Source organism: Streptomyces sp. NPDC045022, from assembly GCF_056432605.1.
The window spans coordinates 117,475-140,894 of record NZ_JBWKIR010000002.1; the positions used below are offsets into that span (position 1 = coordinate 117,475).

At 73.9% G+C, this 23,420-nt stretch carries 17 protein-coding genes and 1 pseudogene; 6 read left to right on the plus strand and 12 right to left on the minus strand.

The window, feature by feature from the left end; genetic code table 11:
* Positions 1-101: 101 nt before the first annotated feature.
* Both AC07C1_RS03875 and AC07C1_RS03880 read right to left on the minus strand, forming a co-directional pair.
* Positions 102-1,712, minus strand: a complete 1,611-nt coding sequence (locus AC07C1_RS03875) for an AMP-binding protein (RefSeq protein ID WP_478936723.1) — start codon at positions 1,710-1,712, stop codon at positions 102-104.
* On the minus strand, positions 1,709-3,382 hold the full coding sequence (locus tag AC07C1_RS03880; RefSeq protein WP_478936724.1) for an AMP-binding protein: 1,674 nt from the start codon (positions 3,380-3,382) through the stop codon (positions 1,709-1,711). The genes AC07C1_RS03875 and AC07C1_RS03880 overlap by 4 nt, the downstream gene beginning before the upstream one ends.
* 114 nt (positions 3,383-3,496) lie before the next feature.
* Between AC07C1_RS03880 and AC07C1_RS03885 the strand changes: the two genes are divergently transcribed.
* From AC07C1_RS03885 to AC07C1_RS03895, 3 genes are all read left to right on the plus strand, one after another.
* Positions 3,497-4,327 carry a helix-turn-helix transcriptional regulator gene (locus tag AC07C1_RS03885; protein WP_478936725.1) on the plus strand — a complete coding sequence of 277 codons (831 nt, stop codon included), beginning with the start codon at positions 3,497-3,499 and terminating at the stop codon, positions 4,325-4,327.
* A gap of 201 nt (positions 4,328-4,528) precedes the next feature.
* Entirely contained in the window at positions 4,529-7,390 is a 2,862-nt protein-coding gene (locus AC07C1_RS03890; protein WP_478936726.1) for an ATP-binding protein, read from the plus strand.
* A gap of 241 nt (positions 7,391-7,631) precedes the next feature.
* Positions 7,632-8,423, plus strand: a complete 792-nt coding sequence (locus AC07C1_RS03895) for a S1 family peptidase (protein ID WP_478936728.1) — start codon at positions 7,632-7,634, stop codon at positions 8,421-8,423.
* Between the two features lie 93 nt (positions 8,424-8,516).
* Here the strand turns inward: AC07C1_RS03895 and dmpI are convergent, their stop codons facing one another.
* From dmpI to AC07C1_RS03910, 3 genes are all read right to left on the minus strand, one after another.
* A complete protein-coding gene (gene dmpI, locus AC07C1_RS03900; protein ID WP_478936730.1) occupies positions 8,517-8,699 on the minus strand; it encodes a 4-oxalocrotonate tautomerase DmpI in 183 nt (60 codons plus the stop codon).
* A 105-nt stretch (positions 8,700-8,804) separates the two neighbouring features.
* Positions 8,805-9,671, minus strand: coding sequence for a LysR family transcriptional regulator (locus tag AC07C1_RS03905; RefSeq protein ID WP_478936731.1), 867 nt, complete (start codon positions 9,669-9,671; stop codon positions 8,805-8,807).
* Between the two features lie 33 nt (positions 9,672-9,704).
* Positions 9,705-10,829, minus strand: coding sequence for a winged helix DNA-binding domain-containing protein (locus tag AC07C1_RS03910; protein WP_478936732.1), 1,125 nt, complete (start codon positions 10,827-10,829; stop codon positions 9,705-9,707).
* 186 nt (positions 10,830-11,015) lie between these two features.
* Here AC07C1_RS03910 and AC07C1_RS03915 point away from each other — a divergent pair, with 186 nt between their 5' ends.
* On the plus strand, positions 11,016-11,858 hold the full coding sequence (locus AC07C1_RS03915; protein ID WP_478936733.1) for a patatin-like phospholipase family protein: 843 nt from the start codon (positions 11,016-11,018) through the stop codon (positions 11,856-11,858).
* A 332-nt stretch (positions 11,859-12,190) separates the two neighbouring features.
* On the opposite strand, the gene AC07C1_RS03920 is transcribed toward AC07C1_RS03915, so the two are convergent.
* From AC07C1_RS03920 to AC07C1_RS03945, 6 genes are all read right to left on the minus strand, one after another.
* Positions 12,191-13,576 (minus strand): extracellular solute-binding protein, encoded by a 1,386-nt coding sequence (locus AC07C1_RS03920; RefSeq protein ID WP_478936734.1) that lies wholly within the window; start codon positions 13,574-13,576, stop codon positions 12,191-12,193.
* Positions 13,573-14,715, minus strand: a complete 1,143-nt coding sequence (locus AC07C1_RS03925; protein ID WP_478936735.1) for a hypothetical protein — start codon at positions 14,713-14,715, stop codon at positions 13,573-13,575. Before AC07C1_RS03925 ends, AC07C1_RS03920 begins: the two co-directional genes overlap by 4 nt.
* Positions 14,712-16,229 carry a VWA domain-containing protein gene (locus tag AC07C1_RS03930; protein ID WP_478936737.1) on the minus strand — a complete coding sequence of 506 codons (1,518 nt, stop codon included), beginning with the start codon at positions 16,227-16,229 and terminating at the stop codon, positions 14,712-14,714. The genes AC07C1_RS03925 and AC07C1_RS03930 overlap by 4 nt, the downstream gene beginning before the upstream one ends.
* Positions 16,230-16,258: 29 nt before the next feature.
* The gene (locus tag AC07C1_RS03935) at positions 16,259-18,682 is read right to left on the minus strand and encodes a serine/threonine-protein kinase (RefSeq protein ID WP_478936738.1); all 2,424 of its coding nucleotides are present in this window, start codon (positions 18,680-18,682) and stop codon (positions 16,259-16,261) included.
* A complete protein-coding gene (locus AC07C1_RS03940; protein ID WP_478936739.1) occupies positions 18,679-20,487 on the minus strand; it encodes a trypsin-like serine peptidase in 1,809 nt (602 codons plus the stop codon). Before AC07C1_RS03940 ends, AC07C1_RS03935 begins: the two co-directional genes overlap by 4 nt.
* A 140-nt stretch (positions 20,488-20,627) precedes the next feature.
* Positions 20,628-21,269 (minus strand): phosphoribosyltransferase, encoded by a 642-nt coding sequence (locus tag AC07C1_RS03945; RefSeq protein WP_478936740.1) that lies wholly within the window; start codon positions 21,267-21,269, stop codon positions 20,628-20,630.
* A gap of 173 nt (positions 21,270-21,442) precedes the next feature.
* On the opposite strand from AC07C1_RS03945, the gene AC07C1_RS03950 reads away from it, so the two are divergent.
* Together AC07C1_RS03950 and AC07C1_RS03955 are read left to right on the plus strand one after the other, a co-directional pair.
* Complete coding sequence (locus AC07C1_RS03950; RefSeq protein WP_478937219.1) at positions 21,443-22,210, plus strand: polysaccharide deacetylase family protein; 768 nt, start codon at positions 21,443-21,445, stop codon at positions 22,208-22,210.
* 321 nt (positions 22,211-22,531) lie between these two features.
* Positions 22,532-22,972: an SRPBCC family protein gene (locus tag AC07C1_RS03955; protein WP_478936742.1), complete on the plus strand. Its 441-nt coding sequence runs from the start codon at positions 22,532-22,534 to the stop codon at positions 22,970-22,972.
* Positions 22,973-23,085: 113 nt separating this feature from the next.
* Here AC07C1_RS03955 and AC07C1_RS03960 read toward each other — a convergent pair.
* Positions 23,086-23,408 (minus strand): annotated as a pseudogene (locus AC07C1_RS03960) (XdhC family protein); the annotation flags it as partial.
* Positions 23,409-23,420 lie beyond the last annotated feature (12 nt).

Genomic DNA, 23,420 nt, shown 5'->3' on the forward strand with positions numbered 1-23,420 from the left:
GGCCGTGCCGACGGGCCCCGGGCCGGGTGCGCCGCCGACAGCGCACCCGACGGCCCGGGACCCGCCGTCATGCGTTCACCGGATGCTCGTTTCCGGTCGCTTCACACTCCATACCTGTCCCGCAGCTCCACCTTGCGCACTTTCCCGGACACCGTCATCGGGAAGGAGCCGAGGATCTGGAGCCTGCTGGGGATCTTGTAGTGCGCGAGCCGGCCCTGGCAGAAGGCGCGCAGTTCCTCCAGGGTGAGCGGATCGTCCGCGTCGCGCGGAATGACGCAGGCGAGGACCTCCTCGCCGTACTTCTCGTGCGGCACCCCGACGACCTGGACGTCCCTGATCTTCGGGTGGGCGTAGAGGAACTCCTCGATTTCGCGCGGGTAGATGTTCTCGCCGCCCCGGATGATCATGTCCTTGATGCGGCCGACGATCTCGACGTACCCGTCCCCGCGCATCACCGCCAGGTCCCCGGTGTGCATCCAGCGGCCGGCGTCGACGGCCTCGGCGGTCTTCTCCGGCTCGTTCCAGTAGCCGAGCATCACGCTGTACCCGCGGGTGCACAGCTCGCCCGCGCTGCCACGCGGCTGGGTCACCCCGGTGGCCGGGTCGACGACCTTGACCTCCAGGTGCGGCAGGACCCGGCCGACGGTGGCGGTGCGGTGCTCCAGGTCGTCCTCGATGCGCGTCTGCAGCGACACCGGTGACGTCTCCGTCATGCCGTAGCAGATCGAGACCTCCTCCATGTGCATCTCGGCGACCACCCGTTTCATCACCTCCACCGGGCAGGGCGAGCCCGCCATGATGCCGGTGCGCAGGGTGGAGAGGTCGTAGGAGACGAAGTCCGGGAGGTTCAGCTCGGCGATGAACATGGTCGGGACGCCGTACAGGGACGTGCAGCGCTCCCGCTGCACGGCCTCCAGGGTGGCCTTCGGCTCGAAGGAGGGGGCCGGGACGACGATGCAGGCGCCGTGCGAGGTGGCCGCGAGGTTGCCCATCACCATGCCGAAGCAGTGGTAGAAGGGCACCGGGACGCAGATCCGGTCCTGCTCCGTGTAGGCGATCGACTCCCCGACGAAGTAACCGTTGTTGAGGATGTTGTGGTGGGAGAGGGTGGCACCCTTGGGGAAGCCGGTCGTGCCCGAGGTGTACTGGATGTTGATGGGGTCGTCGCAGGACAACGACGCTGCGCGGGCCCGCAGTTCGTCCCGCGGGGCCTGCGAACCCCGTGCGGTGAACGCGTCCCAGCCGGGGTCCCCGATGTAGACGGTCTCCTTCAACTGCGGGCACCTGCCGCGCACCTCGTCGACCATCGCCCGGTAGTCGCTCGTCTTGTGCCGGACGGAGGCGAACAGCAGGGAGATACCGGCCTGGTTGAGGACGAACTCCACCTCGTGCGTGCGGTAGGCCGGGTTGATGTTGACCATGATGGCGCCGACGCGAGCGGTGGCGTACTGCACCAGCACCCACTCGGCGCAGTTGACCGCCCAGATGCCGACGCGGTCGCCCTTGGCGACGCCGCTCGCGAGCAGCGCGTACGCCAGCCGGTCGACGTCGGCGGCCAGTTCGGCGTACGTCCAGCGCCGGCCGGAGGGGACGTCGACCAGGGCCTCCCGGTCCGGCCAGGCGGCCACGGCCCGGTCGAGGTTGGCGCCGATGGTGTCGCCGAGCAGGGCGGTGGCGCCCGTCCCGTGGGTGTACGACGGCTGCGCGGTCACCGGAAGTCCTCCTCGCGGTACTCGTCCTGTGAGCCCGCGGCCGTGGCCTCGCGCAGCTCGATCCGGCGGATCTTGCCGGAGACGGTCTTGGGCAGTGTGCCGAACTCCAGGCGGCGGATGCGCTTGTAGGGGGCGAGGACCTCGCGGGAGTGCTCGAAGATGGCCTTCGCGGTGCCGGGTCCGGGCTCCCAGCCCGCGGCGAGGACGACATAGGCCTTGGGCACGGCGAGCCGCAGCTCGTCCGGTGCGGGGACGACGGCCGCCTCGGCGACGGCCTCGTGCTCCAGCAGCGCGCTCTCCAGCTCGAACGGGCTGATCTTGTAGTCGGAGGCCTTGAAGACGTCGTCGGCGCGGCCGACGTAGGTCAGGTAGCCGTCCTCGTCGCGGGCGGCGATGTCGCCGGTGCGGTAGTAGCCGCCGGCCATGGCCTCGGCCGTGCGGTCGGGGTCGCCGTGGTAGCCGGTCATCAGACCGACGGGGCGTTCGGAGAGGTCGAGGGCGATCTCGCCCTCGGTGGCGCCGGGCGCGCCGGAGACCGGGTCGAGGAGTTCGACGCGGTAGCCGGGGCTGGGGCGGCCCATGGAGCCGGTCTTCAGGGACTGGCCGGGGCTGTTGGAGACCTGGACCGCCGTCTCGGTCTGCCCGAAGCCGTCCCGGACGGTGACCCCCCAGGCCTGCCGGACCTGCTCGATCACCTCGGGGTTGAGCGGTTCGCCCGCGGCCACGACCTCGCGGGGCGGGGTGGCGAGCTGACGGAGGTCGGCCTGGATGAGCATGCGCCACACGGTCGGCGGGGCGCAGAAGGTGGTGACCTGGGCCCGGTCCATCTCGGCCATCAGCCGGGCCGCGTCGAAGCGGGTGTAGTTGAAGAGGAAGACGGTCGCCTCGGCGTTCCACGGGGCGAACAGGTTGGACCAGGCGTGCTTGGCCCAGCCCGGCGAGGAGATGTTCAGATGCACGTCGCCGGGCCTGAGCCCGATCCAGTACATGGTGGCCAGGTGCCCGACGGGGTACGAGGTGTGGGTGTGCTCGACCAGCTTGGGGCGGGCGGTCGTCCCCGAGGTGAAGTAGAGCATCAGCGGATCGTCGGCCAGGGTGGGGCCGTCGGGGAGGAACTCGGCGGGAGCGGTGTACGCGTCCTCGTACGGCTCCCAGCCCTCCTCCGGCAGGCCGCCGACGGAGATCCGCGTGTAGGCGCCGGGCACGTCGTCGAACTTGGCGGTGTCCTCGGCCCGCACGATCACGTGCTTGACGCGGCCCCGGTCGACGCGGTCGCGCAGGTCGGCCGGCCCGAGCAGCGGGGTGGCCGGGATGACGACCGCGCGCAGCTTCATCGCGGCCAGCGCGGTCTCCCACAGCTCGGCCTGGTTGCCGAGCATGACGAGGATGCGCTCCTCGGCGGCGACGCCCCGCGCGCGCAGATGGTTCGCGATCCGGTTGGAGCGCTCGGCCAGCTCCGCGAAGGACAGCCGGGTCTCGGTGCCGTCCTCCTCGACGATGTGCAGGGCGGTCCGGTCGTTCCCCTCGGCGATCACGTCGAACCAGTCCAGCGCCCAGTTGAAGTGCTCGGGACGCGGCCACGCGAACCCGCCGTAGGCGGTGGCGTAGTCCTCGCGGTGCTCCAGCAGGAAGTCCCGGGCCCTGCGGAACAGCTCCGTCGCCGTCGTCATGTACGTCCTCCTGGTTTCGGGCCATTGCCGGGCGGCTCTCTGGCATCGTCTAATCCGTGATGCAGGTCTCACTACCCCCGAACGGGGGTGTGGGTGGCCGAAGGGGCGGACAAGGTGACGGCACAGGCGGCGGGAGCGGTGGAGATCGGCGGCGCGCTGGCCCGGCTGCGGCACACGACCGGGCTCCCGGTCGCCTTCGGCGGACTGGTCGAGTCGGGCCGGCCCCGGATCCGCATCAGCGAGCTGAGCGGCACGGCCACGGCCGCCCTGCGCTCGCTCGCGGTGACCTCGGGCAACGGGCTCGGCGGCAAGGCGGTGGCGCTGGCCCGGCCGTGCGCGGTGACGGACTACTCCAGTTCGCGGCAGATCAGCCATGAGTACGACGCGCCGGTGGCCGTCGAGGGCATCCGCTCGGTGCTCGCGGTGCCGGTCGTCGTACGGCGGCGGGTGCGCGGGGTGCTGTACGGCGCGCTGCGCTCGGCCCAGCCGCTCGGCGACCGCACGCTGGGCGCGGCGATGGCGGTGGCACGGGACGTGGAGCAGGCGCTGGTGGTGCGGGACGAGGCGCGGGGGCTGCTGACGGCAGCCCGGCCGGAGGCCGCCGCGGGCGAGCGGGGTGCCGCCTGGGAGCAGGTGCGCGAGGCGCACTCGGCGCTGCGGGCGCTGGCGCCGCGGATCGCCGACCCGGTGCTGCGGGCGGAACTGCTGGCCGCGTGCGGGCTGCTGACCACCCCGCGGCCGGCCGGCGGCACGAGCCTGGCGCCGCGCGAACTGGACGTGCTCTCCTGGGTGGCGGCGGGTGCCACCAACGCGGCCGTGGCCGAGCGGCTGGGGCTGCGCCCGGAGACCGTCAAGGGCTATCTGCGCTCCGCGATGCGGAAGCTGGGCGCGCACACCCGAGGGGAGGCGGTGACCGCGGCCCGCGGGGCGGGGCTGCTGCCCTAGGTCGACCGGACGAGGAGGCCGGACGAGGAGGCCGGACAGGGAGGCCGGACAGGGAGGCCGGTAAGGAAACCTGCCCATTCATGGGGCGATGCTTTGAATTTGCCCATGCTTGACCGTTTGTTATTTCCCTCACCACGGCTTCCGTCCGAATTTCAAGGATCGTTGCCTAGAATTTGGCCCGGACACGACACGAGGGGAGCGGTGACCGTGCGACGGGACTTCCAGGAGTCTGCCAGGTGCCGCCCCGACCTGGTCATCGGCCGCGAGGAGTTGTTCGCCGGCGCCCGTGACCAACTCGCCTCGGGTGGCAGCGTGCTGCTCCACGGCCCCGCCGGAATAGGGAAATCCACCGTCCTGCGGGCATTGGCCGAGGAATACGCGGCCACCGCGCGCACCGTCCTGCGCTGCTCGGCGACGGAGTCCGAATCCCACCTCCCCTTCCTCGCCCTCGCCGACCTCCTCGGGCTGGTCCTCGACGACGTCTCCCCCCGGCTGCCCGCCGCCCAGCGCACCGCCCTGGAGTCGGCGCTCACCGGCCGCGGCGAGTCCAGCCTCCAGCGCGACGGCCTCGCCCTGCGCCTCGCGGTGCTCTCCGCCCTGCGTGCCCTGGCCGCCCAGGGCCCGGTCCTGCTCGTCGCCGACGACCTGCAGTGGCTGGATCCGGCCAGCGCCGAGCTGCTCGGCTTCGCCGCCCGGCGGCTGGAAGGCACCCCGGTGCAACTGCTGTGCGCGGTACGGACGGAAGGCCAGGAGAGCCAGGAGTACGACCGTCAGCTGCGCGCCTGCCCGCCGGGCACCCTCGCCGTCCGGCTGGGCCCGCTCTCCCGCGCCCAGGTCGCCCAGCTGCTCGACCACCGCGGCCACGCGGGCCTGCCCCGCTCCACGGTCCGCGAGATCCACCGCACCAGCGGCGGCAACCCGCTCTTCGCCCTGGAACTGGGCCGTGCCCTCGCCGAGAACCCCACCCCGCCCCGGCCGGGCGAACCGCTGCCCGTGCCCACCTCGCTGCGCGCCCTGGTGCTCAGCCGCCTGGACATGCTGTCCGTCGAGGCCCGCCGGACCCTCCTGGTGGCCAGCGCCGGCGCCCGCCCCACCCCGGCGCTGCTGCACGCGGCCGGCCGGGAGCACGCCGAGGCCGAGTGCGCCCAGGCCGCCGAACTCGGGCTGCTGGCCACCGAGCCCGACGCCCCGGCCGTACGGTTCGCGCACCCCCTGATATCCGCCGCGCTGTACGCGGAGGCGCCCGCCCACGAGCGGCGGGCCGCGCACGCGGCCCTGTCCACCGCCGCCTCCGACCCGATCGAACGGGCCCGGCACCTGGCGCTGGCCACCACCGGCACCGACCCGGAGGTCGCCGCCCGGCTCGCCGAGGCCGCCGCCCTCGCCCGCGACCGGGGAGCGCCCTCGGTCGCCGCCCACCTGGGGCTGCTCGCCGCCCGGCACACCCCCGCCGACGGTGTGCCGAGCCAGGAGGAGCGCCGGCTGCAGGCCGCCGAGGACGCGATCACCGCCGGCGAGGTCGACCTGGCCCGGGACATCGCCCGGGAGGTGCTCACCCGGGCGAGCGTGCCCGCCGACCGGGTGCGTGCCTGGATCATCGTCATCGACACCGCCGGCCACACCATGGCCGAGGTCGACGCCGTCTTCCCGCAGGCCCTCGCCGACGCCGGTGACGACCCCCGCCTGCTGGCCCTCGTCCACTACCAGCTGGCCTGGCGGGCGCTCATCGTGGAGGGCGACTTCACCGAGGCCCGCCGGGCCGCGGCGCACGCCGCCGAACTGGCCGCGTGCGGCCGGGACCGGCGCACCGAACTGCTCTCCCTCGCCTTCCAGGCGCAGACCGAGACCCTGATGGGCCATCCGGAGGCGCCCCGCACCATCAAACGCGCCCTGAGGGAACCCCAGGACCCCAGGGTGGCCTGGCATCACAACGGGGCGGGCAGCGCCCGGTTCCGCTGGCTGGTCATGGGCGACCAGCTGGCCGAGGCCCGGGCCACGGTCACCGCACTGCTGCGCGAGGTGCGCCGGCGCGGCTCGGTGGAGAGCGAGGTGCACTTCCTGCGCGGGCTCGCCGAGACCGAGCTGCGCGCCGGGCACTGCGGCCACGCCCTGGAACTGGCCCGCGACAGCCTGCGGCTCGCCCGGGACTCCGGGATCGGCGAGACCGCCTCGGCGATGCTCACCTCGCTCGCGGAGGCCTCCGGCGGCGACGTGGACCGGGCGCTGGCCCTCGCGAGGGAGGCGGTGGAGCACGCCGAGGAGGATGGCGACCAGATGTACCTCTCCCGGGCCCTGGGCGCCCTCGGGTACGCCCAGTTGGTGGCCGGGGACCCGGCGGGCACCGTCCGCTCGCTGCGCCGGGTGCGCAGCCTGGAGCTGGGCCTCGGCATCACCGACCCGGCCCGCGGCCGCTGGCAGGGCGACCTGGCCGAGGCGCTGGTCCGGATCGGTGAACCGGCCGAGGCACAGGACGTCATCGACGCGAGCCGCGAGCACGCGCTCAGGCTCGGCCGGGAGAGCGTCCTCGCCGTCCTCGACCGTGCCGAGGCCCTGGTACGTGCCGCCCAGGGCGAGACGGAGGCCGCCGTCGCCCAGCTGACGTCCGCTCAGAGCCGGCTCGGCAAGCTCGGCTACGGGCTGGAGGAGGCACGGGCCGCGTTCGCGCTGGCCCGGCTGCTCGGCCGGCGTCCCGGGCGAGCCCCGGGCCCGGGCGCCGCGGAGGCGATCCGGAAGAACACGGCCGCCTTCGACGAGGCCACCCGGATGTTCCGCCGCTGCCGGGCGCTGCCCTGGCTGCGCCAAGTGGACGAAGCCCGCAGCACCCCCGAGCCGGAACCCGGGCTCGCCGTGCCGGACGCCCTGGACGCGCTGGACATCCTCGCCGCGATGGAGCGTCAGGTCGCCGCGCTGGTCATGGAGGGCGCCACCAACCGGGAGATCGCGGCCCGCCTGTTCATCAGCGTGAAGACGGTGGAGGCGACCCTCACCCGGGTCTACCGCAAGCTGGGGATCCGATCGCGCGTCGACATCGTCCGATTGGCGGCAGGTCGGCGCGCGAAGTGAGAACGCGGCCGGTTAACTGAACCGGACCGAGGGTTTTCCCTCACCCAACCCCCTAGGGGGTTCCCTCATTGGGAGCCGAGGGTCCGGGTCCTAGCGTAAAGGGCGTGCCGCTCGCCCGGGCACACGGGGTCGGTCCCTCCCCCGAGCTCTCGAACGGGCTCGAGCAGGGGGACCCCATCCCCGTGAAGCACCCCCACACCCGCGCGACCCCCCACCGGTGCAACCCCCACTGAGGAGACTCATGTTCGGGCCCAGACGTGTCAGAAAGACCGCCGCGACCCTGGTGGCCACCGCCGCCGCGGCGGCGACCGCGCTGCTCGCCTCCCCCACGGCGAGCGCCGCGCCCCAGCCCATCGTCGGCGGTACGACCACCACGACGACCGCGTACCCGTTCATGATGCAGATCACGGACGCGTCCGGGAACCAGTTCTGCGGCGGCACCCTGGTGGCCGCCAAGAAGGTGGTGACGGCCGCGCACTGCATGGTCGGCGAGACCACCGGCAGCGTCCGTGTGGTCGGTGGCCGGACCTACCTGAACGGCACCAACGGCACCGTCGGCAAGGTCAGCAAGATCTGGATCAACCCGGACTACACGGATGCCACCAACGGCGACGACGTGGCCGTGCTGACCCTGTCGACGTCGATGCCGTACACGGCGGCGAAGTACGTCTCCTCCTCCCAGACGAGCGTCTACGCGGCCGGCACCACGGCCCGGATCCTCGGCTGGGGCACCACCTCGGAGAGCGGCAGCTCCTCCAACCAGCTGCGGACCGCGACCGCACCGATCGTGTCCGACTCCAGCTGCCGTTCCTCCTACGGATCGGACTTCGTGCAGTCCGACATGGTTTGCGCCGGATTCACCTCCGGCGGCGTAGACACCTGCCAGGGCGACAGCGGCGGTCCCCTGCTCATCGGGGGCGTCCTGGCAGGGATCACTTCTTGGGGCGAGGGGTGCGCGGAGGCGGGTTACCCGGGTGTGTACACCCGGCTGACCACCTTCTCGGACCTGGTGACCGCGCAGGTCAACTCGTAACCCGGAAGACTCCCGAGTACCCCTCGGGTAGATGCCAGGGGGGCGTTGCGAGCCACCACGAGCGGCCCGCAACGCCTCCCTCTCCACTGCCGGCTACTTGTCGGCGGTGAGCTTCCCGGCCGCGCCCCAGCTGTCCGCCGGCACCTCGTGGATCCACACCTGCACGCTCTCCGCCGGGATCCGGTACGCGTCGACGAAGGCGTCGGTGACCCGCTTGACGAGGTCCCGCTTGAGCTCGGCGTCGCGCGGACCCTGCTGGATGGTGACGATCGGCATGACTGACTCCCTTGTGGGGGGCGGTGGTTGCCGCCCGCTGTATCGGTGGGTCCAGTCCATCGTCTGCCGTACGCGCGGCCAAGAAGCAGTCCGCGACCGCAGCGATCAGCTCTCGTGATGGCCGCAGGCCAGCAGCAGTGTCTCCAGATGCGGGGTGGGGTCGGCGGCGGGCACGGCGAGGCCCGTGGCGAGGGCGAGGCCGGGTGCGCGGAAGGGGACGTACGCCACCCGGGGCGTGTGCAGCACCCGTGCGTGGGAGGCGTAGACGACCGTCCACAGGGGCCGGGCGCCGATGGTGGCGAGGGTGTCGTGCAGGGAGCCGCCGGCCGGCCCCGGCACCGGCTCGAACCCCGCCGCGTGGCAGGCGCCGACGACCAGGTCGACCAGGGCCGGGTTGGTGCGGCGCGGGGTGAGGGCGAGGGGCAGTCCAGCCAGGTCCGCCAGGTCGATCTCGTCCCGGGTCGCGAGGGGGTGCCCGGCCGGGAGGGCGGCCACCAGCGGGTCGGGCCACAGAGGCAGCACCCGTACGCCGGGCGGGGGTTCGGCCGACCGGACGAACGCGGCCTCCAGGCGGCCCGCCGCGACGCGGGCCAGCCGTTCGCCGGCCGGGAGCGAGAGCAGCTCCACCGGCACGTCCGGTGCCCGCTCGGCGAACGCGGCGAGCACCCGGTCCAGGTGCGCGCCGAGCCCGGTGCTGGTGCCGAGGCGCAGCCCGGCGGGCCCCGCCACGACCGCCCGCGCCTTCTCCGCCGCCGCGAGCACCGCCCGCGCCTCGGGCAGCAGCCGCTCCCCCGCCCCGGTCAGCCGCACCCGGCGCGGCGAACGGTCGAACAGCTCGGCCCCCAGCTCCCGCTCCAGCCGCTGTATCTGCTGGCTGACCGCCGACTGCACGATGTGCAGCCGGTCTGCCGCGCGCCCGAAGTGCAACTCCTCGGCGACCGCGACGAAATAGCTGAGCTGGCGCAGTTCCATGGGCCCGACTGTAGACGGAGCCTCCGCGCGGGCTCACCGCCGTACGACGTCCCCGAACCGGAGGTCGTACACCGCGCCCGGACGCATGACGCGCAGCATCCGCTCCCCCTCCTCGGTCACCTCCGCACGCTGCACCCTGGTCAGCTCGGCGAAGGTCTCGATGACGAGGGTGTCGCCGTCGAGCTTCCACAGGCCGGCCAGGAAGCCGTCGACGAGAAGGGTGCGGTAGGCCTGGTTGCCCTGCCAGCCGCGGCCCCGGTGGGCGGGCGGTACGACGCGGGTGCGGTCGGCGTGGAAGAGGAGGAGGTTGTCGAACTCGGGCAGGAAACGGGGCGGTGCCGGGGTGTCCGGGTCGGGGCGCGGGGCATCGGGCAGGTCGAAGAGTTCGGCGCCGCCGGTGTCCCGGAAGGTGACCAGTTCGGGGCGCAGCCGCTCGAAGGCGTCGCGGAGGCGGGTGAGTCCGGCCCAGGTCTGCATGTCCCGCACGGAGGCGGGGCCGAAGGCGGCGAGGTAGCGCAGGACGACGGACTCCGGCGCGGGGGCCTGGCCGGCCGGACGGCCCAGCCAGTGCTCGGCGGTGGTGAGGGCGACCTGGCCGCTCTCGCCCCACAGACCGCGCGGGGTGACCTGGACGAGCGGGACGGTGCAGCGGGCGGCGACGGCGAGGGCCTGCGGGTCGGCGTCCGGCCACTCGGCGCCGAGCGCCTGCCGTAGCCGGGCCATGGTGTGCGGCTCGGCCTCGACCAGCTCGCGGGTGAGCGTGGCCAGCCGGTCCAGGTCGACACCGGCCAGTCCCGTGCGGAAGTGCGTCAGCTCCCGGGTACGGGCCGGCTGCACGAACGGGCGCAGGCTGAGGCAGTCGTCCGCGGTGTGGGTGTGAATGGTGGAGCGCAGGGTGACGATCCGGGCGACGTCGCGGCCGGCCATGAGCGTGGACAACCGCTCCGGTGAGAACCCGTCCAGGCGGGCGGCGAGGGCGTAGTACGGCGGTTTGACGTTCTGCGCCTGGAGGCCGAGCAGGTGGCGTACGGCGTCCAGGGCGGACCGCGAGGAGCGGCGCAGCAGGAGTTGCCGGTCGAGGGTGGCTCGGTTCAGGGCACGCGGGTCCAGGACCGGGGCGCTCGCCGCACTGCTCTTGTGCACGCTGCTCTTCGTCATGCCGGCACGCTAACGTCGCTTGCGGACACCTTCTGTCCGCGACTCTCACCGTCTCCCCGCACCCGCCGCGTGGAGTGCTCGACGTCGCGCACATGCCCCAACTGGGCTCGATCCTCGGTCAGTAGGATGTCTGCCGCCCGCGCGGTGTCGTACGGGTGGATCAGGGACCGTGCGAAAGGGGTGCCCATGACCGAGGCGTTGGTGCTGGGCGGCGGTGGGGTGGGCGGGATCGCCTGGCTCACCGGGTTGCTGGTGGGGCTCGCGGATGCCGGGCAGGACGTGACCGGGGCCGGTCTGCTCGTAGGGACCTCCGCCGGGTCGGCCGTGGCGGCCCAGGTGGGCAGTGGGCTGAGCCTGGAGGAGTTGTACGCCCGGCAGGTGGACCCCGCGCTGCAGGCCGCCGAGATCACGGCCGAGACGGACCTGGAGAAGTTCGCCGCGGAAATCGGCGCCGCCACCGAATCGACCGGCTCTGTACTGGAGTTGCGGCGCGCGGTCGGACGGGTGGCGCTCGGGGCGCGGACGGTCTCCGAGCGGGAGCGGCGCGCGGTGATCGAGTCCCGGTTGCCGTCCCACGGGTGGCCGGAGCGGGCGCTGAAGGTCGTCGCGGTGGACGCGGAGAGCGGTGAGCCGCGCGTCTTCGACCGGACCTCGGGCGTACCGCTGGTGGACGCCGTCGCGGCGAGCTGTGCCGTGCCGGGCGTGTGGCCGCCGGTGACGATCAGCACGCGCCGGTACGTGGACGGCGGGGTGCGTTCCGTCGCCAACGTCGATCTCGCCGCCGGTGCGGACCGGGTGCTGGTGCTGGTACCGCTGGGCACCACCGAGCCCTTCCCCAGCGAGCAGCCGCTGGAGCGTTCCGTGGCGGAGTTGCGCGCCCGGGGTGCCGAGGTCGTACTCGTCGCTCCCGACGAGGCGTCGGCGGCGGCGATCGGCGCCAACGCCCTGGATCCGGCCACCCGCCGCCCGGCCGCCGAGGCGGGCCGCGCGCAGGGACGGACGCTCACGCTGCCGTGGGGGCGGGGCTGAGCGTGCCGCTGCCGGTGGGCACGCCCGGCGAGGAACTCCGGGCGCACGCCGACCGGTTCGGGGCGGCTGGGCGCACACCGACGGGGACCGCGTCGGCAGGCGCCGGTGTGCAGGACGTCGACCGGTTCACGGCGTGTGGTCGCACACCGACGGGGACCGCGTCGGCAGGCGCCGGTGTGCAGGACGTCGACCGGTTCACGCGTGTGGTCGCACACCGACGGGGACCGCGTCGGCAGGCGCCGGTGTGCGGGACGTCGACCGGTTCACGGCGTGTGGTCGCACACCGACGGGGACCGCGTCGGCAGGCGCCGGTGTGCGGGACGTCGACCGGTTCACGGCGTGTGGTCGCACACCGAGGGGAGCCAGGTCAGACCTGGGGTGTGGCTGAGGGTGTCCAGGTTTCTCAGGAGGGTGTCCAGGCGGTCCGGGTGGGCGAGGAACTGGATCGCCGCCTCGGCGAAGGCGTCGCGGACGGTCGGCGGCATGGCGTCGGAGGCGTCGAAGCAGTGCGTCGCCCGCTCGTCGAGCAGGGTGGCGGCGAGGGAGCGGTGCCAGGCGGGGCCGGCGTCACCGGGGGCCGGCTGGGCCCGGGTGTGGACGGAGAATCCCGACTCCTTGGCGTTCCAGGCGCGCTGGGTGTCGGCGGCGGCGAGGTGGCGGATCAGCTGCTTCGCCTGCGGGGTGGCGTGCAGCAGCGCGACCAGGTCGCCGGAGACCTCCCAGGCACGGCTGGCGGTGGCCTCGGGGATCAGCCGTGCGGAGGGGGTGTAACGGCCGTCCACCCGGTTCCAGGCGGCATCGTCCTGGGTACGGATGAACGACGCCTGGTGCTCCAGGGTGCAGCCCGGCGGTTTCCCGGTGACCGGCCCGGACGCCTTCTGGTACGGGGTCTTCAGGGCCCGCCCGACCCGGTCGGGGTCTCCTCCCGCGCCCACCATGCCGCCCCAGGTCTGCCAGGCCGACCTCACCTGCCGCGACCGCCAGGGCAGTTCGCCGCCCGCCCACCGCTGGTAGGCGCGCGGCCCGTACCGCTGCAGGACGATGTCCTCGATCCAGTCCGTGCCGGGCCAGCCGCTGGTGGCACCCGAGCCCATGCCGAGGCACCACTGGCCGGGCCGGTGCGCGGCCTGCTCGCGCTGCTGCTCGCTCATGCCGGCCGGGTACCAGACGATGCTCTTCAGGTCGGCCTTGAGCGGGAACCAGTACATGTGCCCGTCGGCCGGCGAGGTGGCCCAGGAGGCGCCGAAGTCCTCGCGCCGAATGAGGTCCTCGAGTGGCTTGAGCTGCTTCTGCCGCGCGTACTCGGCGAGTTCGCCGGGGCCGGTCAGCACCACCAGGTCGGGCGGCGTCCCGGCCTCGACGTCGGCGCCGAGCACCTGGCTCTGGGCGGAGCTGCCCTGGTATTCGACGCGGATGTGGTACTTGCGCTCGAACGGCTCGATGACCGCGGTCCGGAAGTTGCGCTCGTCGGTGCCGGTCCAGTTGGCGAGCAGGGTGACGGTCGGTTCCTGGCCGAGGGCGCGTACGCCCACCACGACGGCCGCCGCGAGCACGGCCAGGCAGCTCGCCACCACGGTCACGGTGCGGGTGAGGCGGCGGGGAGAGCGTCGCCGGGTGCCGGGGGCGGCCGGCGCGGTGGCCTGGGGATCGGGGGCGGCCTTCGCGGGGGGCCGGGGGTCGGGGGCGGCCGTCGCGCGGCCGTTTCGCCGCGCGCTCACCGCGACCTGAACCGGTAGTCGTCGATGTGTCGCCGCAGTCCCGTCTCGGCCAGCGCCATGAGCAGGATGCCTCCTATCAGGATCCACACCGCGGCCGCCGCACGGAAGCCGGTGTGCGCCAGGTGCGCGGCGGTGTCCCGTCCCGCGTCGGTGATGAGCCGCCCGGCCAGCGGGCGGTCGAGCAGGTCCCGGGTGTGCGTCATGCCCTGGTGCGTCCAGAGGGTGAAGAGCAGACAGACGGCGATCCCAGCCGGCAACAGGACGCTCGCCGCGATGAGTTGACGGTTGTAGCGGCGCCGGAAGCGGTGGCGCAGGAAGCGCTGCGTCTCCAGCAGGGCGAGGGCGAGGGCGACGGCGAGCAGCAGGGTCGTGCTCCAGCCGAGCCACAGCAGCGGGCCGAACGAGGTCTGCCGGTGCACCTCGGCACGTTGCTGTTTCTGCAGGACGCTCAGGCGGGCCAGTATCCCGGATCCGCTGTCCTTCAGGACGCTCGTCGCGTAGCTCAGGTAGGCCTCGTGCAACAGGCGGTCCCCCGAGACCAGTTGGGCGTGCTGGACGTTCACGGCGTACACCGTGATCAGTCCGGTCACGGTCTGCAGGGCCTGCCGGGCCGCCGGGCCGCCGGTGTCGTCGCGGGCGGCGGCCGAGAGGCTCTGCGCCGCGACCGAGATCTGCTTCTGGAAGTCGCTGGTCGGGGCCGCCGCACCGGCGTCCCGCTGGGCCTGGCCGAGTGCGTACAGCGCGGTGTCGAGGGACAGCATCGCAGGGGTGCTGGAGGTGCGCAGCGGGTTCGCGTCACCGTGCACGCCCTCGTAGGACAGGAACAGGGAGATGGTCAGCAGCGCCGACAGGACCAGCAGCAGACGGTGGCGCACCGCGAGGTCGTGGGCGGTCGTGCTGCCGCCGTCCGGCGGCCGCGGCCCGGCGCCGGGGAGCTGGGCGAGGAGGCGGGCCGCGCGGCCCGGAGCGCGGCGGTCGGAGGGGGCGGCACTACGGTGCGGCCGGGGCTGCGGGACCGTGGGCGCGACGGCCTGCGTGGCCGGGCCGCCGGTGTCCGTGGCCCGGCCGCTGTCGTCCGTGGCCCGGCCCCGGGTCTCCGTGGCGCGACCGGCGGCCCCGGTGGCTCTCGGGGCTCTCATGCGGACGACCCCCTCAGCAGCCGCCCGCAGTCGCCCCCGCAGTACAGGGAACCGGCCGGGCCGAGCCAGTTGCACTCGGGGCACTCGACGAGGTCGTCCGGACCGGCGCCGCCGGGCGGTACGGAGCCGATGGCGGCGGGTGCCCGTGGGCCCTCGGCCGGTTCCGGTGGTGTCGTCATGGCGCTGGACAGGATCAGGTGCTGCCAGTCGACGTCCTTGAGGCCCGAGCGGACCCGGCCGGTGCCCGGTCCGTCCTCGATCCGCCGCAGCGCGCCGAGCAGCTGGGTGTCGCGCAGCTCTGCGGCCAGGGCCAGCGCCCGCGCCAGTTCGCGGTCCGCCGCGGACCGGCCGTCGGTGCGGCGCAGCCAGGCCCGGTAGGCCCGTGCGACGGCGGCACTGGCCTGCTGGTACAGCTCGTGCCGGCGGACCCCGGGGTGCTGCCGGGAGGCGTCGAGCGGGTTGTCGGTCCAGCGCACCAGGATGGGCTGCGGTCCGGGCAGCCGTACCGGGCGCCCGAAGTCGGGTACGACGACCTCGACGGCGGCGAGCTGGAGGTCCTCGCCGACCTCGCGGCCGGTCGGGTCGGCGGTCAGGACGACCTGGAAGTGCCGCACCTCGTCGCCCCAGGCGCGGGTGACGTACTCGGCGCCGCGCCCGCCGGATCCAACGGCGACGGGCGGGAGTTCCTGCTCGCCGGGCACGACCTGGGTGACCCGGCGGATCACCGTGCCCGGGGTGGGGGTGAGTCTGATGCGCAGCTCGGGTACGGCCGTGCCGAGCAGACCGTTCACCAACTCCTCGTACGCACCGGTCAGTTCGGACTCGGTACGGACCGCTCCGGCCCGGCCTTGCAGACGCCGGGTGATGTGCAGCAGCAGTTCGGCGTCCCAGTCGTCGCCGATGCCCCAGGCGTCGCAGACGAACCGGCCCTCGCAGGCGTCGAGGACGGTGTCCAGTGGCCGGTCGGACCGGTGGTCGTGCTCGTTGCGCCCGTCGGTGAGCAGCAGGACGTGTCTGACCGGGGCGGGCTGGTCCTTGAGCAGCCGCCGGGCGAGATCCAGCCAGGCGCCGAGGGCGGTGCCGCCGTCCGCGTCCAGGATGCGTACGGCGCGCTCGGCGGCGGCACGTTCGGCGGGCCCCGCGACGGCCATCACCTCCCGGCCGGGTCCGGGGTGGACCACGGTGGCGTCGAACCGGCCGGAGAGCACGGCGAAGGCGGTGCCCTCGGGCAGCATCCGGACGGCCGCGACGGTGGCGTCCTTGGCGGCGTGCAGTTTGGCGGCCGGGTGGAGCATCGAACGGGAGGTGTCGACGATCAGCACCTCGGCGAGCGCGGGTCCGCTGCCGGGCGCCGGCACGGCGGCGAGGCCCGGGCCGCCGTGACTGTCGACCCCGATCTCCAGGATGGCGTGCATCTCCCGGTCGGGGGGCTGCCCGGGCGCGGCGGGCACGGCGGGCAAGTCCTTCTGCTGGCCGACCGCGAGCGTCACCTCGGTCTCCTCCGCCACGGTCATCGCTGCGTACCCCCGGTGGTCATGTGTCTTCAGAAGGTGGTCATGGGCCGGACCGCGTGGGCCAGGTCGAGCAGCCGGCCGTGTTCCTGGGCGGTACGGGCCTGCGCGGCCAGTTGCCGGAAGGAGTGCTCCAGCAGGGTGCGCAGGCTGTCCTGGTCACCGGGTCCGAGAAGGTCCCCGGCGGGGAGGTCCGGTCCGCGGCCCGCCTCCCGGGCGTGCAGGGCGTTCTCGCGGACCTCGGCGACCAGCCGGGCCCGGGACTCACCGTCGGCGGCGCCGCCGTCCAGGTGCAGTTCGGGCAGCCGCCGGGCCGCGTCCCGCAGGTCGGCGGACGAGGGCGGGCGGCCGTGCAGGATGCCGGCGCGGACGCGGACGGCCGCGATGCGGGCGGCGTCGTAGTGGCGGGAGGTGGCGGGGACGCCGTCGAGGACGTGCACGGCGGCGTCCCGGTCACCGCCCGCCAGGTGGCCTCGGGCCAGCCCGAACGCGGCGGCGGTGTGCGCGCAGTCCCGTTTCCACACGGCCTCGTAGAACCGCATGGCCCGCGACGGCCGTGCCCCGTCTCCGTGTCCGGCTCGGTGCCCGCTGCCGTCTCCGGCTCCGTGTCCGGCTTGAGCGGCTCCATGGCCGCCGCCGTTTCCCGCTCCCCGGGCGGCTTCATCTCCGCCGCCGGGTCCAGCCCCCTGTACGGGTCCGGTTCCGGCTTCCGCTCCGATTCCGGTTCCGTCGTCGGTTCCATGCTCGACGCAGTAGCCCAGGGCGAGCTTGGGCACGTACTCGCCGGGCAGTGCGCCGTAGACGGCGTCGAAGCGGTCGCCGGCCTCGGTCACCTCGCCCTTGCTGAGGTGGAGCACACCGTGGTGCCAGGCGATGCGCCAGTCGTGGGCGGCGGCGCGTTCGCCGAGCTGGGTCTCCGCCTCGGCGAGCCAGCTCTTGGCCTCCCGCTGCTCGCCCTTTCTGAGGTAGGCGCGGCACAGCCACAGCGCGGTCTCGGGGGTGCCGAGACGGGATTCGCGCGGCCACTGCCGGGCGACCCGGTCGGGGGCGTCGGGCGGGAAGGTGTCCAGCAGCAGGGCGGCGCCGTCGTCGGGGTCGGGAACCGGTTCCGGGAGGGCACCGGCGACCTCGGCGGCCGACGGCGGGGAGACGTCGAGCCCGGCGGGCTGTTCACCGGGACGGGCGGTCCAGTGATCCAGTGCCGGGATCGCGCCGAGCCCGGCATCCAGGCTGGCACCGCCGGCGCGGAACCGGGTGGAGCTCTCGGGCAGCTGCTCGCCGAACCGCAGTGAGCGGAACTCGCGCAGCACCTCCCAGAGCTGGCGGGACATCTCGGCCGCCGAGCGGAACCGGGCGCGGGGTGTGGCGTGGGTGGCACGGTCGATGAGGCGGCGGAAGGAGTCGGGGGCGAGACCACGGGCCGGTTCCGTGCCGCGGGCGAGCGCCGCCAGGGTCATGCCGACGGTGTAGAGGTCACTGTCGACGTGCCAGCCGCGGCCGTCGATCTCCTCCTTGGGCGGGGCGAAGCCGGTCGTGTAGACGTAGGCCGAGGCGCGGTCACCGATCGCGCGGACCGCGCCCAGGTCGATGACCTTGATCGCCCGGCCGAAGTGGATGACGTTGGCGGGCTTCATGTCGCAGTACAGCAGCCCCCGTTCGTGCATGTACCGCAGCGCGCCGAGGATCATGCAGCCATAGGTGAGGACGTGGTCGAGGCGAGGGCGGCCGTGGAAGACGCGTTCGGCGTCGTCGGCGTCGAAGAGCTGCTGCAGGGAGCGGCCGCCGATGTAGTCCATGACCAGGTAGCCGGTGGGCGGGCGGCCGGCGGCCCGGTGGTCGGCGTACGTGATGATGCGGACGATGTCGGGGTGGTGCAGGTCGGTCAGGGAGCGGCGCTCCTCGACGGCGTTGCGGCGCGCGAGCGCGTCGTGCACGTTGATCAGCCCCTTGAGGACGACCCGGTGGCCGTCGGCGCGGGTGTCCTCGGCGAGGTAGATCCAGCCGAGGCCGCCATGGGCGAGGCAGCCGAGGACCTTGTAGTGGTCGGCCACCACGTCGCCCTGGTGCAGCTGCGGCAGGAAGGAGTAGGCCGTGCCGCAGCGGGGGCAGCGGCCGGTGGCGCGGGCGGGCTGGCCGCCGTAGCCGATGCCGATGGTCATGGTGCAGCCGTTCGCGCCGCACCGGCGGCCGCCGGTGGGCGGGCGGGGGTCGGTGACGAGGACGTCGTCGGGGACGGCCACGTCGGGCAGGACGACCAGTCCGTGCTGGTCGAGTTCGCCGACGCCGGCGACGGCGTGGACGGCCGGCGGGCCGGGGGTCTCCTCGGCGGCCGTGACGCGGGCCGGCGGCGGGGCCGGGGGCGCGGCCCGTGACTCGGTGTGCCGGCGGCCGCAGGTGTCGCAGTAGCCGGTGCCCATGATCCGGCCCGCGCAGCCGGGGCGGATGCACGAGGTCACGACGCAGTCTCCTCTCCGGGTGCGGTGGGCGCGGTGGGGGCGGTACGTCGGGGCGGTGTGGCGGGGGCGGTCGACGCGGCGGGACCGGCCGGTGACGTGGGTGGCCGGGGTGACCGGGGCGACCTGCGGGCCGGGTCGGAGCAGAAGGCGACGAACCGTTCGACGGCGGTCTCCGCGCGCTCGAGGTCGCAGGGGCTGTGCCGCAGCAGCGTCAGGGCGTGTTCGTAGAGCCGGTACGCCTCCATGACCCGGTCACCGTGCGCGGCGGCCCGTTGCCGGCACAGCGGCCACTCCGCGCTGACGCGGCCGAGGAGTTCCTCCCGGCGGCGCAACCGGGCATCGAGGACGCCGAGGGCCTGCTCCAGGCGCCGCCGGCGGCGGTCGGCAGCGTCCTCGAAGGTGAACAGCAGGTCGGCGTACCGGGGTTCGCGTTCGCGGTCGGGGGTGTGGCCGACCCAGGCGCGCAGCATCCGGGTGCGCCGTACGCCGGCTTCGGCCTGTTCCATCAGCTGCCCGGTGCCCGGGCCGGGCAGCACGCGGTCCCGGCGCTGGTCGAGGCGGGGACCCAACTCATCAACGATTCGGTCGAGTTCGGCGTGCAGACGGGTCCAGCGGTCGCGCAGTGGGCGGTCTACGAGGGAGTCGGCGGCCCGGGCGGCGCGCTCGCTCCGGTGGCGGAAGGCGAGCAGCAGGCGGGCGCCTTGCCGGGCGAGTCGGTCCAGCAGTGCGAGCAGCGCGTCGGGTTCGGCGGCCCGGTCGACGCCGACCAGGACGGCGGCGAGCGGGACGCGCAGGGTGGCGAGCCGTTCCGGGCGGGGATCGTCGCGGATGCCGAGACGTTCGGCGATCCGGTCCATGACCTCGGCGGCCGTCAACCCGTTGACGTCCAGGGCGAGATCATGGGCGCCGGCCGGGGGCACGGTCTCGGGCGGGTCCTGGCTGACGGCGCTGGTGTTGCGGTGGGTGCGCAGCTCGCGGTCGGCGAGGGTGACGGCGCGCTCCAGGGTCCAGGCGCGGTCGCCGCGGGTGGGGACGACGGTGACCAGCACCGGCCAGCCCTCGCCGCGGAACCAGGAGGCGAGTTCGGTCGCGAACGGTACGTCCAGCCGGCCGGCGGTGCCGGGGGTGCCCGGGGTGCTGGTGCGCAGCCGCGGGTCGACGGCTTCGGCGCCGTCGGTCCAGGCGGCGATCTGCGGCAGATGGCTGAGGATGGTCTCGGTGGGGCTCATGTAGCTGAAGGCGGAGCCCGGCCCGTCGTCCACGCTCAGGACGATGCCGATGACCTGGTCGGTGGCGTGGTCGACGACTCCCCCGCCGCTGAAGCCGGGGACGGCCAGCTCACCGGGGGTCAGCGGGCGCAGCTGCACCTGGCTGTCCCGGCCGCGGGCGGCGACCAGGGTGGCACCGTGCCAGCGGCCGCCGTCGTCGCCGCCCGGGAAGCCGTACATGCTGACGGGGCCGTGCGGTGCGGCGAGCCGGTAGAGCCGGGTGGCGTGCTCGGCGGGCAGAGGCGCGGCCAGGCGCACCAGGGCGAGGTCGCCGCTGCGGTCCCCGAAGGCGTCCTCTCGCTGCGGCACGTACTCGTCCGCCCGGACGGTGGCGGTCACGGCGTCCAGACCGGGGACCCCGACGAGGCGGACGGTGTAATGGTGTCCTGGGCTGACGACGTGGCCCGCGGTGAGCACCCGGTCGGGGGCGAGCAGCACCCCGGCCCCGAGAACCCTCCCGTCCGGCGCCTCGATACGGGCGATCCAGGACGGTGTCCGTAACCGCGATGTGACGGCTCGCTCCCCCGTGCGCGTCATGCCCCGAGGTTACTCCCTGTACCCGTCCGGTACCACTGGTGTGCACGGGGTCGTTGCGGAGGCGCGGGCACCGGGGCGAACGGGTGCGGCGAGGGGGTCCCCCTGGTGCCGCGGTGCTCGTCGGCCCTCGGCCCCCGGCGTCACTGCCCCTGCAGGGCCGCGAGCACCTGCGTGTCGGTGAGCTGCTCGAAGTCCTCGTACCACTGACCGACTGCGGCGAAGCCGGTCGGGCGGTGCGGGCACAGGACGGTGTCGGCCTCGGCGGTGAGCAGGTCGACGGAGTCGGGGGCGCCGACGGGCACGGCCAGGACGAGCCGCGCGGGATGGCGGCGCCGGACGTGGCGCAGGGCCGCGCGGGCGGTGGCGCCGGTGGCCAGGCCGTCGTCGACCACGATCACCGTGCGACCGGTCAGCTCCGGAAGCGGGCGGTCGCCACGGTAGCGCTGCTCGCGACGGCGCAGTTCCCGCCGCTCGCGTTCCACCACGGGGGCGAGGGACTCCTCGGTGAGCCCCAGCCGGTCGAGGGTGCCCGCGTCGAAGAGGGGCGGGTCGTCAGCGGCGAGCGCGCCGACGGCGAACTCCTCGTGGTGCGGGGCGCCGATCTTGCGGACGACGAGCACGTCGAGCGGGGCACCGAGGGCCCGGGCGATCGGCTCGGCGACGGCGATGCCGCCGCGCGGCAGGGCGAGTACGACGGGATCGGCCAGGTCGCCCCGGGCGCGGGCGTCACTCAGCAGTCCGGCGAGTTCCCGTCCGGCTTCGGCGCGGTCCCGGAAGCGCATGGTCGTCCTCCTCGCGGAGCGAGCCTCTCCTTCCATGGTGCTACGGCGGTGAAGCGCTCCGCGGCGGGGCCTCCTCGAAGGGTTCGCACAGATGTACTATACACGCAGTGTATAGTCCGGGCATGCTTCTTACGACCGACACGACCTCCACGCCGACCCACGCGACCAGGAAGATGCGCGCAGGGGGCAGGAGGTTCCGCTTCTCCGCCCTCGCGTCCGCCGCGGCCTGCCTGGCACTCACTCTGTCCGGCTGCGCCCAGGTCGACACGACCGCACCGAGCAGCGCGCGCGCCGAGGCGGCCCACGGGGCGCCGGCACGCCTCGGCACCGTCGACTGCCGCGAGGCCAAGTGCATCGCGCTCACCTTCGACGCGGGGCCCAGCGAGAACTCGGCTCGGCTGCTCGACATCCTCAAGGAGAAGAAGGTCCCGGCCACCTTCTTCCTTCTCGGCAAGCGGCACATCGAGAAGTACCCGGAGCTGGTCAAGCGGATGGCGGCCGAGGGCCACGAGGTCGCGAGCCACACCTGGGACCACAAGATCCTCACCCGCATATCCGACGCGCAGATACGCGAGGAGCTGAAGCGGCCCAACGACGCGATCGAGCGGCTCACCGGGCACAAGCCGACGCTGATGCGCCCGCCGCAGGGCCGTACCGACGCGAACGTGCACGAGATCTGCAAGGAGCTGGGCCTGGCGGAGGTGCTGTGGAGCGTGACCGCGAAGGACTACACGACCAGCGACTCCGCGCTGATCACCAAGCGGGTCCTCGAGCAGGCGTCCCGGGACGGGATCATCCTGCTGCACGACATCTACCCCGGCACCGTGCCCGCCGTGCCCGGCATCATCGACGCCCTGAAGGAGCGCGGCTACGTCTTCGTGACGGTTCCTCAGCTGCTCGCACCCGGCAAGGCCGAGCCGGGCAAGGTGTACCACCCCTGACCGGTGAGCGAGCCTATGAGTGCCCTGGTCGCCCGTGCGGTGGATCTGGTGGTGCGGGGGCGCCCTTCGCGCCCTCGCGCCGAGTGCCGGCTGCGCGGGCGACGAGGACGCCGTAGACCTTCACCGGCATGACGGCCAACTCTCCCTGGTGCCTGGCGCGTTGCCCGGCCATGGCGGGAACCGTGGAACCAGCTCCGCCGTCGCGACGCCGCGCGCACCGGCTGCTCCGGGATCCGACGCCTCTTTCACCCCCGGCTGGGCGGACCGGGTGAGGCAAGACGAACGCGCAGGTGACCGGCGCCCATTGCCTACGATCGTGCCGTGCCCACCTTCTCCTTCGAACGTACGGCCCCGCTGACCCTCGACGAGGCGTGGCGCCGGCTCACCGAGTGGCCCCGCCACGCCGACGCGGTACCACTGACCCGGGTCCAGGTGCTCACGCCCGGGCCGACCCGGGAGGGCAGCCGCTTCGTGGCCCGCTCGGGCATCGGCCCGCTGGCCATCGACGACATCATGGAGGTGACGGTCTGGCGCCCGCCCGCCGACGGCGAACCCGGCCTGTGCCGCCTGGAGAAACGCGGCCGGCTGATCCTCGGCTGGGCGGAGATCGAGGTCCGGCCGGGGCCCGGGGGCCGCAGCCGGGTGGTGTGGCGGGAGGAGCTGCGCGTCCGCTTCCTGCCCCACGCCTTCGACGGCGTCCTGGAACGGACGGCCCGCACGATGTTCGGCCGCGCGGCCAACCGGTTGCTCAGACAGGCGTGAGCCGGGCACACCGACCCCCTCCACCCGGCGAACCGGCTACGCAGACAGGCGTCAGCCGGGCCGAACCCGATCCCAGCCGCACGGCCCACCAGTCGCCAAGGCGGACGTGAACAGGAGCCGTCGGGGCGGACGAGGAGCGCCCGGCCCCACAGCCCGGCCGGGCCGTCCACGATCCGCGCGACCGCCGCCGCCTCCCCAGGCACGGCGGCGGCCGGCGCGGCCGCGACCACCGGCCGGGCGGGACCGTCCGCCCGGACCGGTGTGACGAGGATGTCGATGGCGCCGCCGCAGGTCAGGCCGACGGTGAAGACATCCTCGTCGCTGTGCCCGAACCGCTCAGGACGGTCTCGCCGTCCTGGAGGGCCCGTTGGCACAGCTCGTACACGGCGCCCTCCACGCACCCGCCGGAGATCGAGCCGATGGCCGTGGGTTCAGCTCGTCGGCGATG

Coding starts and splice junctions, on each gene's coding strand:
- AC07C1_RS03905 (WP_478936731.1), bottom strand. CDS start 9,671: ATGGAACTGCGCCAGCTCAGCTATTTCGTCGCGGTCGCCGAGGAGTTG.
- AC07C1_RS03895 (WP_478936728.1), top strand. CDS start 7,632: ATGTTCGGGCCCAGACGTGTCAGAAAGACCGCCGCGACCCTGGTGGCC.
- dmpI (WP_478936730.1), bottom strand. CDS start 8,699: ATGCCGATCGTCACCATCCAGCAGGGTCCGCGCGACGCCGAGCTCAAG.
- AC07C1_RS03940 (WP_478936739.1), bottom strand. CDS start 20,487: ATGACGCGCACGGGGGAGCGAGCCGTCACATCGCGGTTACGGACACCG.
- AC07C1_RS03925 (WP_478936735.1), bottom strand. CDS start 14,715: ATGAGAGCCCCGAGAGCCACCGGGGCCGCCGGTCGCGCCACGGAGACC.
- AC07C1_RS03930 (WP_478936737.1), bottom strand. CDS start 16,229: ATGACCGTGGCGGAGGAGACCGAGGTGACGCTCGCGGTCGGCCAGCAG.
- AC07C1_RS03945 (WP_478936740.1), bottom strand. CDS start 21,269: ATGCGCTTCCGGGACCGCGCCGAAGCCGGACGGGAACTCGCCGGACTG.
- AC07C1_RS03910 (WP_478936732.1), bottom strand. CDS start 10,829: ATGACGAAGAGCAGCGTGCACAAGAGCAGTGCGGCGAGCGCCCCGGTC.
- AC07C1_RS03915 (WP_478936733.1), top strand. CDS start 11,016: ATGACCGAGGCGTTGGTGCTGGGCGGCGGTGGGGTGGGCGGGATCGCC.
- AC07C1_RS03950 (WP_478937219.1), top strand. CDS start 21,443: ATGCGCGCAGGGGGCAGGAGGTTCCGCTTCTCCGCCCTCGCGTCCGCC.
- AC07C1_RS03880 (WP_478936724.1), bottom strand. CDS start 3,382: ATGACGACGGCGACGGAGCTGTTCCGCAGGGCCCGGGACTTCCTGCTG.